This window comes from Actinacidiphila sp. bgisy145 (assembly GCF_057708125.1).
Genome location: NZ_JBYIRL010000008.1, coordinates 45,667 through 60,639, shown reverse-complemented (window position 1 = coordinate 60,639; position 14,973 = coordinate 45,667). Strand labels below are relative to the sequence as shown.

The 14,973-nt window shown below is 74.4% G+C and carries 11 protein-coding genes; 9 read left to right on the top strand and 2 right to left on the bottom strand.

The features are described 5' to 3' along the window. The first annotated feature begins 393 nt into the window (after positions 1-393). The 7 genes from AC3ERT_RS09255 to AC3ERT_RS09225 all read left to right on the top strand — a co-directional run bounded on the left by AC3ERT_RS09255 (position 394) and on the right by AC3ERT_RS09225 (position 8,256). On the top strand, positions 394-1,623 hold the full coding sequence (locus AC3ERT_RS09255) for a polyamine ABC transporter substrate-binding protein (protein WP_435130870.1): 1,230 nt from the start codon (positions 394-396) through the stop codon (positions 1,621-1,623). A 35-nt stretch (positions 1,624-1,658) separates the two neighbouring features. Then, complete coding sequence (locus AC3ERT_RS09250) at positions 1,659-2,909, top strand: ABC transporter ATP-binding protein (RefSeq protein ID WP_435173591.1); 1,251 nt, start codon at positions 1,659-1,661, stop codon at positions 2,907-2,909. Further along, positions 2,906-3,847: an ABC transporter permease gene (locus AC3ERT_RS09245; RefSeq protein WP_435173590.1), complete on the top strand. Its 942-nt coding sequence runs from the start codon at positions 2,906-2,908 to the stop codon at positions 3,845-3,847. The genes AC3ERT_RS09250 and AC3ERT_RS09245 overlap by 4 nt, the downstream gene beginning before the upstream one ends. Next, positions 3,847-4,644 carry an ABC transporter permease gene (locus AC3ERT_RS09240; RefSeq protein WP_335981503.1) on the top strand — a complete coding sequence of 266 codons (798 nt, stop codon included), beginning with the start codon at positions 3,847-3,849 and terminating at the stop codon, positions 4,642-4,644. The genes AC3ERT_RS09245 and AC3ERT_RS09240 overlap by 1 nt, the downstream gene beginning before the upstream one ends. Position 4,645: 1 nt before the next feature. Then, positions 4,646-6,040 carry an NAD(P)/FAD-dependent oxidoreductase gene (locus tag AC3ERT_RS09235; RefSeq protein ID WP_435173675.1) on the top strand — a complete coding sequence of 465 codons (1,395 nt, stop codon included), beginning with the start codon at positions 4,646-4,648 and terminating at the stop codon, positions 6,038-6,040. Positions 6,041-6,200: 160 nt separating this feature from the next. Next, a complete protein-coding gene (locus tag AC3ERT_RS09230; RefSeq protein WP_335981502.1) occupies positions 6,201-6,650 on the top strand; it encodes a hypothetical protein in 450 nt (149 codons plus the stop codon). Positions 6,651-6,750: 100 nt separating this feature from the next. Continuing rightward, positions 6,751-8,256, top strand: coding sequence for a CoA-acylating methylmalonate-semialdehyde dehydrogenase (locus tag AC3ERT_RS09225; protein WP_335981500.1), 1,506 nt, complete (start codon positions 6,751-6,753; stop codon positions 8,254-8,256). On the opposite strand, the gene AC3ERT_RS09220 is transcribed toward AC3ERT_RS09225, so the two are convergent. Next, positions 8,192-8,830: a phosphatase PAP2 family protein gene (locus AC3ERT_RS09220; RefSeq protein WP_435130875.1), complete on the bottom strand. Its 639-nt coding sequence runs from the start codon at positions 8,828-8,830 to the stop codon at positions 8,192-8,194. The genes AC3ERT_RS09225 and AC3ERT_RS09220 overlap by 65 nt on opposite strands. 442 nt (positions 8,831-9,272) lie before the next feature. Continuing rightward, positions 9,273-10,604, bottom strand: coding sequence for a 4-aminobutyrate--2-oxoglutarate transaminase (gene gabT / locus AC3ERT_RS09215; protein ID WP_335981495.1), 1,332 nt, complete (start codon positions 10,602-10,604; stop codon positions 9,273-9,275). Between the two features lie 226 nt (positions 10,605-10,830). On the opposite strand from gabT, the gene AC3ERT_RS09210 reads away from it, so the two are divergent. Then, a complete protein-coding gene (locus tag AC3ERT_RS09210; protein WP_435173589.1) occupies positions 10,831-13,203 on the top strand; it encodes a type IV secretory system conjugative DNA transfer family protein in 2,373 nt (790 codons plus the stop codon). A 141-nt stretch (positions 13,204-13,344) separates the two neighbouring features. Further along, positions 13,345-14,928: a PucR family transcriptional regulator gene (locus AC3ERT_RS09205; protein ID WP_435173587.1), complete on the top strand. Its 1,584-nt coding sequence runs from the start codon at positions 13,345-13,347 to the stop codon at positions 14,926-14,928. The last annotated feature ends 45 nt before the right edge of the window (positions 14,929-14,973 follow it).

Sequence of the window (14,973 nt, the reverse complement as noted above, 5' to 3'; positions counted from 1 at the left end):
GGTTCCTCCGGTGGGACGTGCGGGACGGCCGGGGCGCCGGCCGGTGCCGTTCATCGTAATCCGCGCGCCCGCCCGTCCCCCGGGCCGCGCCGGGGCGGGGGGAGAAGGCGCGGCCGGCGGCCGGCGCGTGGCTGTTCACGCGCGCTTCGGGGTGATCGGTGCGATGAACGGACAGGGCACAGAATCCGTCGATTAACCAAAAGGCAACAACGGAATCCCTTGTTGGAGGAGGCTGGCTCTGCCAGGATCAGCGATCAATCCAGGCTTTGACCACGCTGGTACATGGATTCGCGACCCCGGCGGGGTGTCCCGGCCCGAGCGGGCCGGTCCATCCGGCCGCCCCGGCCCACCCGCCCGGCGCCACCCGGCCGAACCCTCGGAAGGGCACCACCCATGGAGCAGTTCGAGACCCTCTCCCCGCCCCAGCGTGCCGCCATGGCGCGCAGCATGACCAGTGGGCGGGCCGCGCTCGCCCGCCGCTCGCTGCTGCGGGTCGCCGGGCTCGGCGCCGTGGCCGGCGCCGGCCTCACCGGCTGCGGCATCCCCGCGGCCGGCCGCAAGGGCGAGACCGCCTCCACCGACCACTCGGCGCAGGAGAAGGTGGTGGACTTCTCCAACTGGACCGAGTACATCGACGTCAGCGACGACGGCAAGCACCACCCGACGCTGGACGCCTTCACCAAGCGCACCGGCATCAAGGTCAAGTACACCGAGGACATCAACGACAACGTCGAGTTCTTCGGCAAGATCAAGCCGCAGCTCGCCGCCGGCCAGGACACCGGCCGCGACCTGATGGTGCTCACCGACTGGCTGGCCGGGCGGATGATCCGGCTCGGCTGGGTGCAGCAGCTGGACTCCGCCAACCTGCCGCACGCCTACGCCAACCTCGAACAGCGCTTCCGCAGCCCCGACTGGGACCCCGGGCGCGCCTACTCCTACCCCTGGCAGGGCATCAGCACCTGCATCGCCTACAACAAGAAGGCCACCGGCGGCCGGAAGGTCACCTCCGTCTCCCAGCTCCTCGACGACGGCTCGCTGAAGGGCAGGGTCGCCATGCTCTCGGAGATGCGCGACACCATCGGCATGACCCTGCTCGACATGGGAGAGCTGCCCGAGAAGGTCACCGACGACACCTTCGACGCGGCCGTCGCCCGCATCCAGAAGGCCGTCGACAGCCAGCAGATCCGGAAGTTCACCGGCAACGACTACACCGACGGCCTGAGCAAGGGCGACATCGCCGCCTGCGTCGCCTGGGCCGGCGACCTGGTCCAACTGCGCATCGACGACCCGGACATCGAGTACGTCTTCCCCGACTCCGGCTTCGTCTCCTCCACCGACAACCTGCTCATCCCCGACAAGGCGCGGCACAAGGCCAACGCGGAGCGGCTGATCGACTACTACTACGAGCCCGCGGTCGCCGCCCAGGTCTCGGCGTACATCAACTACGTGTGCCCGGTCGCCGGGGTGAAGCCGTACCTGGCGAAGATCGACCCGAAGCTGGCGAGCAACCCGCTGATCATCCCCGACGCGGCGATGGACGCCCGCGGCCACGCGTTCCGCTCGCTCTCCGACGCCGAGGACGCGCGGTACGAGGACAAGTTCGCCAAGCTCATCGGCGCCTGACCCCGGCCTGCACCCGCACCCCCCGAGGACACCCCATGACGACCCCCAGCACGAGCCCGAGCCCGCAGCCCTCCGCCGACGCCGTCCGCCTCACCGGGATCAGCAAGTCCTACGGCGCCTTCACCGCCGTCCACCCGCTCGACCTGGCCGTGCCGGCCGGCTCGTTCTTCGCGCTGCTCGGCGCCTCCGGCTGCGGCAAGACCACCACCCTGCGGATGATCGCCGGCCTGGAGACCCCCTCCACCGGCGCGGTGCACCTCGGCGGCCAGGACGTCACCGCCCTGCCGCCGTACAAGCGCCCGGTCAACACCGTCTTCCAGAACTACGCGCTCTTCCCGCACCTGGACATCTACGAGAACGTGGCGTTCGGGCTGCGCCGGCGCGGCGTCAGGCCGGTGCGGGCGAAGGTCGGCGAGATGCTCGACCTGGTGCAGCTCGGCCCGCTGGCCCGGCGCCGCCCGCACCAGCTCTCGGGCGGCCAGCAGCAGCGCGTGGCGGTGGCGCGGGCCCTGATCAACCAGCCGAAGGTGCTGCTGCTGGACGAGCCGCTCGGCGCGCTGGACCTGAAGCTGCGCCGCCAGATGCAGCTCGAACTCAAGCGCATCCAGACCGAGGTGGGCATCACCTTCGTGCACGTCACGCACGACCAGGAGGAGGCCATGACGATGGCCGACACGGTCGCGGTGATGAACGCCGGGCGGGTCGAGCAGATGGGCGCGCCCGCCGACCTCTACGAGAACCCCGCCTCCACCTTCGTGGCGAACTTCCTGGGCACCTCCAACCTGATCGAGGCCGAGGTGGCCGGCGTGGCCGACGGCACCCTGCGGCTGGTGCGCGCCGGGCAGGAGCTGGCGATGCCGGCGGCCCGCTGCCGCACAAAGGCCGCCCGCGGCGACCGGGTGCTGGCCGGGGTCCGCCCGGAGAAGATCACCCTGACCCACCGCGACGACGCCGGGGAGGTGCCCGCCGGCCGTAACCGGATATCCGGCACGATCGCCGACTCCAGCTTCATCGGCGTCTCCACCCAGTACGTGGTCGACAGCCCGGTCGGCGCGGGCCTGGAGGTCTTCGTGCCGAACGTCGAGCGCGACACCCGGCTGGTGCCCGGAGCACCCGTCGTCCTGCACTGGAACCCCGCGCACACCTTCGGGCTGGACGCCGGGCAGGACATCGGCGCCGGGCTCGGCGCGGACCTGGACGAGGCGGCGCCGGGCACGGGGACGGGGCCAGCGACCGGGGCGGGCGGCACCGGGCGCACCGAGCCCGCCGAGGGGGCCGCCGTATGACCGCCGCCACCGAACCCCTGGCCGCGCCCGCCCCGAAGGCGCCCCCGCCACCCCAGGCGCTGCGCCGGGCCGCCGCGCGGCGGCGCCGCGTGCCCTATCTGCTGCTGCTCGCCGGGGTGGCCTGGCTGCTGGTCTTCTTCGTCGCGCCGATGGTGTACCAGGCGTCGACCTCGGTGCAGACCGGCACCCTGGAGGACGGCTTCAAGGTCACCTGGCACTTCGCCACCTACTGGGACGCGCTCAGCGAGTACTGGCCGCACTTCGTGCGCTCCCTGGCCTACGCCGCCATCGCCACCGCGCTGTGCCTGCTGATCGGCTACCCGCTGGCGTACACCATCGCCTTCCGAGCCGGCCGGTGGCGCAACGTGCTGCTGATCCTGGTGATCGCGCCGTTCTTCACCAGCTTCCTGATCCGCACCCTGGCCTGGGAGACGATCCTGTCCGACCAGGGCCCGGTGGTGTCCTTCCTCAACAGCGTGCACCTGCTGGACGTGACGTCCTGGCTGGGCGTCACCCAGGGCGACCGGGTGCTCGCCACCCCGCTGGCCGTCGTGTGCGGCCTGACCTACAACTTCCTGCCGTTCATGATCCTGCCGCTGTACAGCTCGCTGGAACGCGTCGACGGGCGCCTGCACGAAGCGGCCGGCGACCTGTACGCCACCCCGTTCACCGTCTTCCGCAAGGTGACCTTCCCGCTGTCGATGCCCGGGGTGGTGGCCGGCACCCTGCTGACCTTCATCCCGGCCTCCGGCGACTACATCAACGCCGAGTTGCTGGGCTCCACCAACCAGCAGATGATCGGCAACGTCATCGAGTCGCAGTTCCTGCGGGTCCTGGACTACCCGACGGCGGCCGCCCTGTCGTTCCTGCTGATGGCGGTCATCCTCGCCGTCGTCACCCTCTACATCCGCCGGGCCGGAACGGAGGAGCTGGTCTGATGCGCCTGATCCGCCGGCTGCGCGCCAACCTCGTGGTGATCGCGGGCGTCCTCGCCCTGTGCTACCTGATCCTGCCGAACCTGGTGGTGCTCGCCTTCTCCTTCAACAAGCCCAAGAGCCGCTTCAACTACACCTGGAACCACTTCTCCACCGACGCCTGGCAGCACCCGTGCAGCGTCTCCGGCATGTGCGGCTCGCTCGGCCTGAGCCTGCGGATCGCCGTCTACGCCACGCTCGCCGCCACCGTGCTGGGCACCATGACCGCCTTCGCGCTCGCCCGCTACCGCTTCCGCGGCCGCGCCGCCACCAACATGCTGATCTTCCTGCCGATGGCGATGCCCGAGGTGGTGATGGGCGCCTCGCTCGGCACCCTCTTCCTCAACATGCGCATCCGGTTCGGCTTCTGGACGATCCTCATCGCGCACATCATGTTCTGCCTGAGCTTCGTGGTCACCGCCGTCAAGGCCCGCGTGATGAGCATGGACCCGCGCCTGGAGCAGGCCGCCCAGGACCTGTACGCCACCCCGGCGCAGACCTTCCTGCGGGTCACCCTGCCGCTGGCCGCGCCGGGTATCGCGGCCGGCGCGCTGCTGTCGTTCGCGCTGTCCTTCGACGACTACATCATCACCAGCTTCAACGCGGGCAACTCCGTCACCTTCCCGATGTTCGTGTGGGGCTCGGCGCAGCGCGGCACCCCGGTGCAGGTCAACGTGATCGGCACGGCCATGTTCGTGCTCGCGGTGCTGCTGGTGCTGGCCGGGCAACTCGTCGGCGGCCGCCGGAAGGCGCGTGGCTGACATGGACCCCGCCCGCGCGCTCGCCGCCGCCCGCCCGGTGCCGTACTGGCTCGACGACCCGGCCCGGCCGGCCGCGCAGCCGGCGCTGGCCGGCGCGGAGCACTGCGACCTGCTGGTGGTCGGCGGCGGCTACAGCGGGCTGTGGACGGCGCTGCTGGCCAGGGAGCGCGACCCGGGCCGCGACGTGGTCCTCATCGAGGCGGGCCGGATCGGCTCGGCCGCCTCCGGCCGCAACGGCGGCTTCTGCGCGGCCAGCCTGACCCACGGCTTCGCCAACGGACTGGCCCGCTGGCCGGGGGAGTTCGCGGCGCTGGAGGACCTCGGCGCACGCAACCTCGACGCCATCGAGGCCGCCGTGCGGCGGTACGGCCTGGACTGCGAGTTCGAGCGGACCGGCGAGATCGACGTGGCCACCGCCCCCTACCAGGCCGAGGAACTGCGGCAGGCGCACGCCACCGCGCTCCAGCACGGCCTGGACCTGGAGTACCTGGACCGCGACCAGGTGCGCGCCGAGGTCGACTCGCCCACCTTCCACGCCGGGCTGTACGACCGGCGCGGGGTGGCCATGGTCCACCCGGCCAAGCTCGCCTGGGGACTCCGGCGCGCCGCCGAGCGGGCCGGGGTGCGGATCTACGAGCACACCCCCGCGCTGGCCCTGGTCCGCCACGGCGCCGCACTGGCCGTCCGCACCCCGTACGGCAGGGTGCTGGCCCACCACGCGGCGCTGGGCACCGGCGTGTTCCCCTCGCTGCTGCGCCGCACCCGGCACCGCACCGTGCCCGTCTACGACTACGCCCTGACCACCGAACCGCTCACCGAGGACCAGCGCGCCGCGATCGGCTGGCGCGGCCGGCAGGGCCTGGGCGACAGCGCCAACCGCTTCCACTACTTCCGGCTGACCGCCGACAACCGGGTGCTGTGGGGCGGCTACGACGCGGTCTACCCGCGCGGCGGCCGGATGGACCCGGCGTACGAGCAGCGGCCGGCGACGTACCTGCGGCTGGCCCGGCACTTCTTCGCCTGCTTCCCGCAGTTGGAGGGGGTGCGCTTCAGCCACGCCTGGGGCGGCGCGATCGACACCTGCACCCGCTTCTCGGCGTTCTTCGGCACCGCGCACGGCGGGCGGGTCGCCTACGCGGCCGGGTACACCGGGCTCGGTGTCGGCGCCACCCGGTTCGGCGCCGAGGTGATGCTCGACCTGCTGTCGGGGCTGACCACCGAGCGCACCGTGCTCGCCATGGTCCGCCGCCGCCCGCCGCCCTTCCCGCCCGAGCCGCTGGCCACCGCCGGGATCGGGCTGACCCAGTGGTCGCTGGCGCGGGCCGACCGGACGCAGGGGCGGCGCAACCTGTGGCTGCGGGCCCTGGACCGGGCCGGCCTCGGCTTCGACTCGTGACCGCCCCACCGCTGGTGGCGCCGCCCCGCCCGCACCACTCCCCTCGCAGTGTGAGGCGCGTCACATCCGATGGCCGGTGAAACCCGCGTAATGATCCGGCCCCCACGCCCTCTCCCGTGTGACGGCACACGCCTCGCACGACGGACGGAGGGGTCCCACGATGGCCGACACGGGTACGAAGGGCGCGGTGGAGTGGCTGGCTTCGGTCGCGGACGACCCGCGCGGATGCAGACGGGAGTGGGAGCGCAGCCCGCTCGGGGTGGCGCTGCTGCCCGCCGGACGGCAGTGGGACGTGCTGATCCTGCCCGGCCGGATCGGCTATTCCACGCTCGACGTGCTGACCCGGCTCACCGGCCCGCCCGGCCCGGTGCTCGCCGACTTCGGCGACGAGCGGATCGGCTTCTTCGTGCCGCCGGGCACCGCCGCCCGCTGGCTGGGCACCGGGGTGCGCGGCGCCGGGCGCGGCACCTGGATCGTGGTGCCCTACCCCGGCCGGCCGACCGGGGGAGTGCGCTGGCTGGTCCCCCCGGACGGCACCGGCCACCTCACCGACCCGGTGGTGCTGGAACTGGCGATGCACGAGGCGGCCGCCCGGCTCGCGGGCGGGTGAGCGCCGCGCGTCGCGGCCCCGCCCGCCCGGCCGGGTGCTTGTGGCACCCCGCCGCCGGTGGCGACACTGGGCGGCAGACGACGACGGAAGGGCTCACCCCGTGACGACCTCGACCTCGCACATCACGCACTGGATCGCCGGCCGGCCCTGGACCGGCACCGCCGAGCGGCACGGCGACGTCCACGACCCGGCCACCGGCCGGATCACCGGACGGGTGGACTTCGCCGGGCCCGAGGTCGTGGACGAGGCGGTACGCGCCGCCGCCGACGCCTTCCGCCAGTGGCGCCGGACGTCGGTCGCCAAGCGCACCGGGGTGCTCTTCGCCTTCCGCGAGCTGCTCAACGCCCGCCGCGAGGAACTCGCCGCGCTGATCGTCGCCGAGCACGGCAAGGTGCACTCCGACGCGCTCGGCGAGGTCGCCCGCGGCCTGGAGGTCGTCGAGTACGCCTGCGGCATCCCCCAGCTCGCCCGAGGCAGCTACACCGAGCAGGCGTCCACCGGCGTCGACGTGTACTCGCTGCGCCAGCCGCTCGGCCCGGTCGCGATCGTCTCGCCCTTCAACTTCCCCGCCATGGTGCCGATGTGGTTCTTCCCGCTCGCCATCGCCACCGGCAACACCGTCGTCGTCAAGCCGTCGGAGAAGGACCCGTCCGCCGCGAACTTCCTCGCCGCGCTGTGGCGCGAAGCCGGCCTGCCCGACGGGGTGTTCAACGTCGTGCACGGCGACAAGGACGCGGTCGGCCGGCTGCTGGAGCACCCCGGGATCAAGGCGGTCTCCTTCGTCGGCTCCACCCCGGTCGCCCGCGCGGTGTACGAGGCCGGCACCCGCCACGGCAAGCGCGTCCAGGCCCTGGGCGGCGCCAAGAACCACATGCTGGTGCTGCCCGACGCCGACCTGGACCTGGCCGCCGACGCGGCGGTGAACGCCGGCTACGGCGCCGCGGGGGAGCGCTGCATGGCGGTGTCGGTGCTGGTCGCCGTCGACCCGGTCGGCGACGACCTCGTGGCGCGGATCAAGCAGCGGATCGCCACCCTGACCGTCGGCCCCGGCGCGGCGCCCGGCTCCGCGATGGGCCCGCTGGTCACCGGCGCGCACCGCGACAAGGTCACCGGCTACCTCGACGCCGGCACCGCGGAGGGCGCCGTGCTGGTCGCCGACGGCCGCAAGCACGCCGTCGACGGCGACCCCGGCGGCTTCTGGCTCGGCCCGACCCTCTTCGACCACGTCCGCCCCGGCATGTCCGTCTACGACGACGAGATCTTCGGCCCGGTGCTGTCCGTGGTCCGCGTGCCCAGCTACGAAGCGGGCCTGGAGCTGGTCAACGCCAACCCGTACGGCAACGGCACCGCGCTGTTCACCCGCGACGGCGGCGCGGCCCGGCGCTTCCAGCACGAGGTGGAGGTGGGCATGGTGGGCATCAACGTGCCGATCCCGGTGCCGGTCGCCTACTACTCCTTCGGCGGGTGGAAGGACTCGCTCTTCGGCGACACGCACGCCTACGGCGAGGACGGGGTGCGCTTCTTCACCCGCGGCAAGGCCGTCACCCAGCGGTGGCCCGACCCCTCCCACGCGGGCCTGAACCTGGGCTTCCCGACGAACTCCTGACCGCCGCCCCCGGCACCAGCAGCGCCGCCCCCACCGCCGACAGCAGCGCCGCCGCCAGGCACCAGCTCGCCAGCACGTCCAGCGGCCAGTGGTAGTCGCACCACACCAGGGCGACCCCGACCAGCAGTGCCAGCAGCCCGGTGCCGGCGGCCAGCAGCGCGCGCAGCGCCGCCCGCCGGACGAACGGCAGCAGCACCAGCGCGGCCAGCCCGAACGCCACGGACGAGGTCGCGGTGTGCCCGGACGGGAAGTAGCCGTAGCTCGGGTCGGCGCGCACCTGCCCCGGCGCCGGGCGGTCCACCCCCGCCTTCACGGTGCCGACCACCACCGGCAGCAGGCACATCGCCAGCGCCGCGGCGCCCGGCGGCAGCCACCAGCGCGGCAGCCCCGCCCGCCGCCCCAGGCGCACGGCCGCCGCCAGCGCCACCAGCAGCACCGGCACGGCCACCGCGATGTCCCCCAGGTCGCTCAGCGCGTGCGCGAGGCCGTCGAAGGCGGGATGCGCGGCGGCCGCGCGCCGGGCCCCGCGCAGCACCCGCCAGTCGTCGCCGACCAGGCCGCCGCCGGAGGACACCTGCCAGGTCAGCAGGCAGAAGGCAGTGACTGCCGCGGCGAAGGCGGCGCCGAGGGCGAGCAGGCGGGCCCGGGCAGAAGTCGGCCGCCCCGGAACAGGGGGGAGAGTTCCGGGGCGGCCAGGGCGATCGCCGTACCGTCCGTCCCGGGGGGTTTGGGACGAACGGCCAGCCGATCGGCGAGGATCGCCGGGGCAAGAAGTCCCGGCGTTGTCGTGCGCGAGGGCACTGCCGCGCCGGTGATGGGGATTCATCGGCGCGTTGTCGCCCGCGGCCTCATCACTGGGATTCGGCCACGTGCGGGGTGTTCCTCGGAAACCGTACGTCACAGGCGGCTCATCAGGGTCGTCGATCACCCGTCCGCCATCAGGCTCGCACACCTTCTTCACGACCCCGTCCCCCGCGTCGCACAGGCCTCACCCGGCACACGGCACGTCCCTGGTTTCACACGCCGGCGAAGGCCGCCTCGATGATGTCCAGGCCCTCGTTGAGCAGATCCTCCCCGATGACCAGCGGCGGCAGGAAACGCAACACGTTCCCGTACGTGCCGCACGTCAGCACGACCAGCCCGGCCGCGTGGCACGCCTTCGCCACCGCCGCCGTCACCGCCGCGTCCGGCTCCTTCGTCCCCGGCCGCACCAGCTCCACCGCGATCATCGCGCCGCGCCCGCGCACCTCGCCGATCACCGGGAACTTCTCCTGCATCGCGCGCAGCCGCGGCGTCATCACCTCGCCGATCCGCCGCGCCCGCGCCGGCAGGTCCAGCTCGCGCATCGTCTCGATCGCGCCGAGCGCGGCCGCGCACGCCACCGGGTTGCCGCCGTAGGTGCCGCCCAGGCCGCCGGAGTGCGCCGCGTCCATGATCTCCGCGCGGCCGGTCACCGCCGCCAGCGGCAGCCCGCCCGCGATGCCCTTCGCCGTGGTGATCAGGTCCGGCACCACCCCTTCGTCCTCGCACGCGAACCACTGACCGGTCCGGCAGAACCCGGTCTGGATCTCGTCGGCCACGAACACGATGCCGTTGTCCCGCGCGAACTGCGCGATCCGCGGCAGGAAGCCCTTCGCCGGTTCGATGAAGCCGCCCTCGCCGGCGATCGGCTCGATCACGATCGCCGCCACGTGCTCGGCGCCGATCTGCTTGGTGATGATGTCGACCGCCTGCGCCGCGGCCTCCTCCGCCGCGTGCTCCGGCCCGGTCAGCCACCGGTAGCCGTACGCCAGCGGCACCCGGTAGACCTCCGGCGCGAACGGCCCGAAGCCCTCCTTGTACGGCATGTTCTTCGCGGTCAGCGCCATCGTGAGGTTGGTGCGGCCGTGGTAGCCGTGGTCGAAGACCACCACCGCGGGGCGCTTGGTGTACGCCCGGGCGATCTTCACCGCGTTCTCCACCGCCTCCGCGCCGGAGTTGAACAGCGCGGACTTCTTGGCGTGGTCGCCGGGGGTGAGCCGGGCCAGCTCCTCGCACACCTCCACGTAACCCTCGTAGGGGGTGATCATGAAACAGGTGTGGGTGAAGTCCGCGAGCTGCGCCGACGCCCGCCGGACCACCGCCTCCGCGCTGTTGCCGACCGACGTTACGGCGATGCCCGAGCCGAAGTCGATCAGCCGGTTGCCGTCCACGTCCTCCACGACGCCGCCGCCGGCGCGCGCGACGAACACCGGCAGCGTCACCCCCACCCCGTCGGCGACCGCGGCCGACTTGCGGGCCGCCAGCTCCCGCGACTTCGGTCCTGGTACGTCGGTGACGAGCCTGCGCTCCTGCGGCACTGCGGTCATGGCGGCGCTCTCCCTACTCGGTGTGCTGTGACGCCCCGGTCACTTCGGAGGCTAGGCGGGCCCCGGTACCCCCGCATACGCCGATCGGTCGCACTGGCGGCGCCGGTTTCGCCGGTTCGGACAGTGCGGGCGGCGGCACCGTAAAACGACAAGATCCTTTTGCCGGGGTATCGGCTCGACTACATTGTGCGCATCGGCGGCGATGAGGGGCGAGAGCAGGCGCGCGATGGATGCCAAGGACCGCAACACCCGTCCGCAGGGCCCCCCGTACGGGCAGCCCGCCCCGCCGCCGGTCCCGCCCCGCAGCCCGGTGCCGCGGCCCGCCGCGCCGCCGCCCGCCCCCGTGCAGGCCCCGCCGCTGTCCGCGGTGGAGCGCTGGCTGCGCACCCCGCGGGTCTCGGACGCCCCCGGGATCTACGCGTACGGGCACGTGCCCCGCCCGCCCGACGACCCCGACCGGATGACCGACCGCCGCCTGATCGGCGGAGCGGTGCTCGCCCTGCTGTGCGCGCTGCTGCTGTGGTCGCTGATGAAGAACGGCTACGTCCCGCTGTGGCGGCGACCGCTGACGCTGCTCACCCCGGGCTCGTGGTGGCACGGCAGCCACCCCAGCCGGGTGGGCCAGTTCGCCGCCGCGTTCTACGAGTGCCTGTGGCTGGCGCTGCTCACCCGCTACTTCGCGAAGATCGGCAGCTGGGGCGAGGTCGGCCGGCGCTACCTGCGCGAGCCGCGCGCCAGGGCCGCGGCCGCCTTGGTGATCGGCGTGTGCGTCTGGGTGCTCAGCGACAAGAAGTTCCTGCCGCTGATGTCGCTGATCCTCCCCTTCTACCCGCCCTCGGCCTTCCAGCACGGCGAGCAGGCGGCCCTGCACGTGGAGTACGAGGTCGACGCGATCGCCGCGCTGGTCGTGACGGTCGCCGCCGCGAAGTACGGCCGCTGGCCGGAACTGCTGCGCGCGCGCAGCGCCGCCCGCCGGCAGCCCGCCGGGTCCGAGGGCCTGCTGCCGCCGCAGGGCGCCCCCGGCGCCGCGGCCCTGCCCGCGCCCACCGACTGGGCGGAGGTGCGGGCGGCGGGGTACGGCGCCGCCGCCGACCGGCTGGCGCAGGACGTCCGCACCGGGCGGATGAACGACGTCGACTGCGCCCGGGTCCGCCAGGCGTGGCAGGCGGTGCACACCCGCCCCGAGGGCGCCCGGGAGTTCGCCGACGGCGTGCTGGAACTGGGCGGCGCCGCCATGGTGCACCCCTCCGGCGCCCGCGACGTGCCGCGGCGCACCGCCGACCACGACCTGCTCGGCGGCCAGGTGCGCATCGGCACCGGCGTCGCCGACCCGCGCAACGGCTACCAGTACCGCGGCTCGGGCATCGCCCTGGACCCCGGGGTGCTGGGCACCGGGCTGCTCGCCGTCGGCCCGCCCGGCTCCGGCAAGAGCCGGCTGCTGATGCGCCCGGTGGTCGAGTCGCTGTGCCTCCAGGCGCTAGCCGGGCGCGCCGCGGTCGTCGCGGTCGCCGGCGCCGACGTCGACCTCGGCCCGGCCGAGGCGTACGACGTGGTGATCTCCCTCGCCGACCCCGCCTCCCGCTACGACCTCGACCTGTACGGCGGCAGCACCGACCCCGACACCGCGGCCGGACTGCTCGCCGAGGCGCTGACCGACGGGCCCGAGAGCGAGCAGCGCCGCGCCGCCACGGCCCTGGGCCAGCTGCTGGGCCCCTACGCCGCCGCGCACGGCAGGTTCCCGACCGTGCCGGTGCTGCGCGAACTGCTGGAGGGCCTGCCGCACGCCTTCGCCGCGCTGCGCGAGGCCGTCGACGCGGTGGGCCTGCCGGGCCTGGTGCGCGAACTCGACGCGCGGGAGCGGCAGAGCGCCCGGCCCGGCGACATCGGCACGGTCCTCGCCGACCGGATCGGGGTGCTCGACCGGCCCGCGTTCGCCGGGTTCTTCGACACCTCCGGCCGCAGCCGGCCGTTCGCGATGCACGCGCTGGCGCACCCGCTGCGGGTCCGGGTGGAGCTGCCCGAGCGCGGCCACGCCGAGGCCTCCCGGATACTGGTGCGGCTGCTGCTCGCCCAGTTCACCGCCGCGGTCGCCGCCCGCCGGGACCGCGCGCTGTTCGCCTGCATCGTGGTCGACGACGCCGCGCAGGCGCTGTCGGAGGCGACGCTGCGCGCGCTGCCGTCGCTGCGGGGCCAGAACGCCGGCGCGGTGCTGGGCCTGCGCTCCCTGGACGCGCTGCCGGAGGCGCTGCGCGGCGCCGCGGTCGGCGCGGTGGGCTGCCGGATGGTGTTCGCGGGCGTCTCGCCGCGCGACGGCCGGTTCTTCTCCGAGACATGGGGCACCATGCGGGTGCAGACCAAGGACATCACCCGCACCCCCGACCAGTCCGGCGGGCTGCCCAGGCGGCTGAGCCGCGGGGTGCGGCGGCTGTTCACCGGCGAGGTCGTCACCACCGAGTCGGTCACCGTCCGCGAGGTGGAGCGGGAGCGCTGGTCGGCCGCCGACCTGGCCCAGCAGGTCCCGGTCGGCCACGCGGTGGTGTCGCTGACGACGACCGCGGGGGAGCACGCGCCGCCGGTGCTGGTGGACCTGCGGTCGTGAGGGGGTGCGGTACGGTGCGGGGACTCCAGGGTGTCGGCGACCGGTCGGCAGAACCACGTCCTCGGTCCGGCCCCGAACTTCCGTAGTCCGGCCCCGAACTTCCGGCCCCGAACCTCCGTCCCCGAACGGCACCAGGTAGGCATGCCTCTCACGCTCGCGTCGCTGGCGCACCACACGTCGCTCAGGCTCACCGTGCTCGCCGCGGGCGGGCAGCTCGCCGCCGAGGTGCGCTGGGTGCACACCAGTGAGCTGGAGGACCCGGCGCCCTATCTGGAGGGCGGGGAACTGCTGCTGACCACCGGGCTGAAGCTGGACACCGCCGACGCCGGCGCGGTCGCCGGATACGTGCGGCGGCTGGCGGCGGCGGGCGTGGTCGGGCTCGGGTTCGGCGTCGGCGTCGGGCACGACGAGGTGCCGCCGGCCCTGGTCGAGGCCGCCGAGGAGGCCGGCCTGCCGCTGCTCGAAGTGCCGCGGGCCACGCCCTTCATCGCGATCAGCAAGGCGGTGTCGGCGGCCGTGGCCGCCGACCGGTACCAGGCGGTGACCGCCGGGTTCGAGGCGCAGCGGGAGCTGACCCGGGCCGCGCTGTCCCCCGACGGGCCCGCGGCGCTGCTGTCCCGGCTGGCGGCCCACCTGAAGGGCTGGGCGGCGCTGTACGACGCGTCCGGCGCGGTGCTGGCCGCCGCGCCGGAGTGGGCGGGCCGCCGGGCGGCGCGGCTGGGCGGCGAGATCGACCGGCTGCGGGCCGTGCCGGCCCCGGCGAGCGTCGCGGTGGCCGGCCCGGCCGGCAGCGAGGACCGGGTCGAGCTCCAGTCGCTGGGCACCGCCCGCCGCCCGCGCGGCTTCCTCGCGGTCGGCACCGAGGAGCGCCTGGGCACCTCCGCGCGGTACGTCGTGCACGCCGCGGTCGCGCTGCTGACGCTCTCCCTCGAACAGTCCCGCGCCCTGGTCGCCGCGCAGGGCCGGCTCTCCGCGGCGCTGCTGCGGATGCTGCTGGCCGGCGAGGCCGACCACGCCCGCGCCACCGCCGGCCCGATGTACGGCACGCTGCTGCACGCGCCGGTGCGGATGATGATCGCCGAGGCGAACGGCGCCGCGCCGCCGCAGCCCGGTGCGGAGGCGCCGCAGGGCGTCGAGGCGCCGGAACTGCCCGAGGCGCTGGTGCTGCTGGCCGAGCGGGCGGAGGCCGCGGCGGTCCGCGCCGCCGAACCGGTGCTGGTCGTCACCGAGGGCGAGCGGCTGGTCCTGGTCGCGGCCGAGGGCGCCGCGGCGCTCACGGTGGCCGCGGACCTGGCCGGGGCCGAGGAGGGCCTCGCGGCCGGGCTGTCGGCCCCGCTGGACCCCGCCGACGCGCCCACCGCGCGCGGCCAGGCCGAGCGGGCCCTCGCGGTGGCCCGGCGGCGCGGGGTGAACCTGGTGGAGCACGGCGAGGTCGGGGTCGGCTCGGTCGTCCCGCTGCTCGCCGACGACGCGGTGCGGGCCTTCGCCGAGGGGCTGCTGCGGCCGCTGCGCGAGCACGACGCCACCTCGCGCGGGGACCTGGTGGCCTCGCTCGCCGCGTGGCTGGCCCACCACGGGCAGTGGGACTCCGCGGCTGCCGACCTGGGGGTGCACCGGCACACCCTGCGCTACCGCATGCGGCGGGTGGAGGAGATCCTCGGCCGCTCCCTGGACGACCCGGACGTCCGCATGGAGCTGTGGCTGGCCCTCAAGACGGAGCAGTGAACCGGGCGCCCTGGCCAATTCGGCGCGGCGCCGCCCGGCGGCGCT

Coding starts and splice junctions, on each gene's coding strand:
- AC3ERT_RS09230 (WP_335981502.1), top strand. CDS start 6,201: ATGGCCGACACGGGTACGAAGGGCGCGGTGGAGTGGCTGGCTTCGGTC.
- AC3ERT_RS09205 (WP_435173587.1), top strand. CDS start 13,345: ATGCCTCTCACGCTCGCGTCGCTGGCGCACCACACGTCGCTCAGGCTC.
- AC3ERT_RS09210 (WP_435173589.1), top strand. CDS start 10,831: ATGGATGCCAAGGACCGCAACACCCGTCCGCAGGGCCCCCCGTACGGG.
- AC3ERT_RS09235 (WP_435173675.1), top strand. CDS start 4,646: ATGGACCCCGCCCGCGCGCTCGCCGCCGCCCGCCCGGTGCCGTACTGG.
- AC3ERT_RS09240 (WP_335981503.1), top strand. CDS start 3,847: ATGCGCCTGATCCGCCGGCTGCGCGCCAACCTCGTGGTGATCGCGGGC.
- AC3ERT_RS09250 (WP_435173591.1), top strand. CDS start 1,659: ATGACGACCCCCAGCACGAGCCCGAGCCCGCAGCCCTCCGCCGACGCC.
- gabT (WP_335981495.1), bottom strand. CDS start 10,604: ATGACCGCAGTGCCGCAGGAGCGCAGGCTCGTCACCGACGTACCAGGA.
- AC3ERT_RS09255 (WP_435130870.1), top strand. CDS start 394: ATGGAGCAGTTCGAGACCCTCTCCCCGCCCCAGCGTGCCGCCATGGCG.
- AC3ERT_RS09245 (WP_435173590.1), top strand. CDS start 2,906: ATGACCGCCGCCACCGAACCCCTGGCCGCGCCCGCCCCGAAGGCGCCC.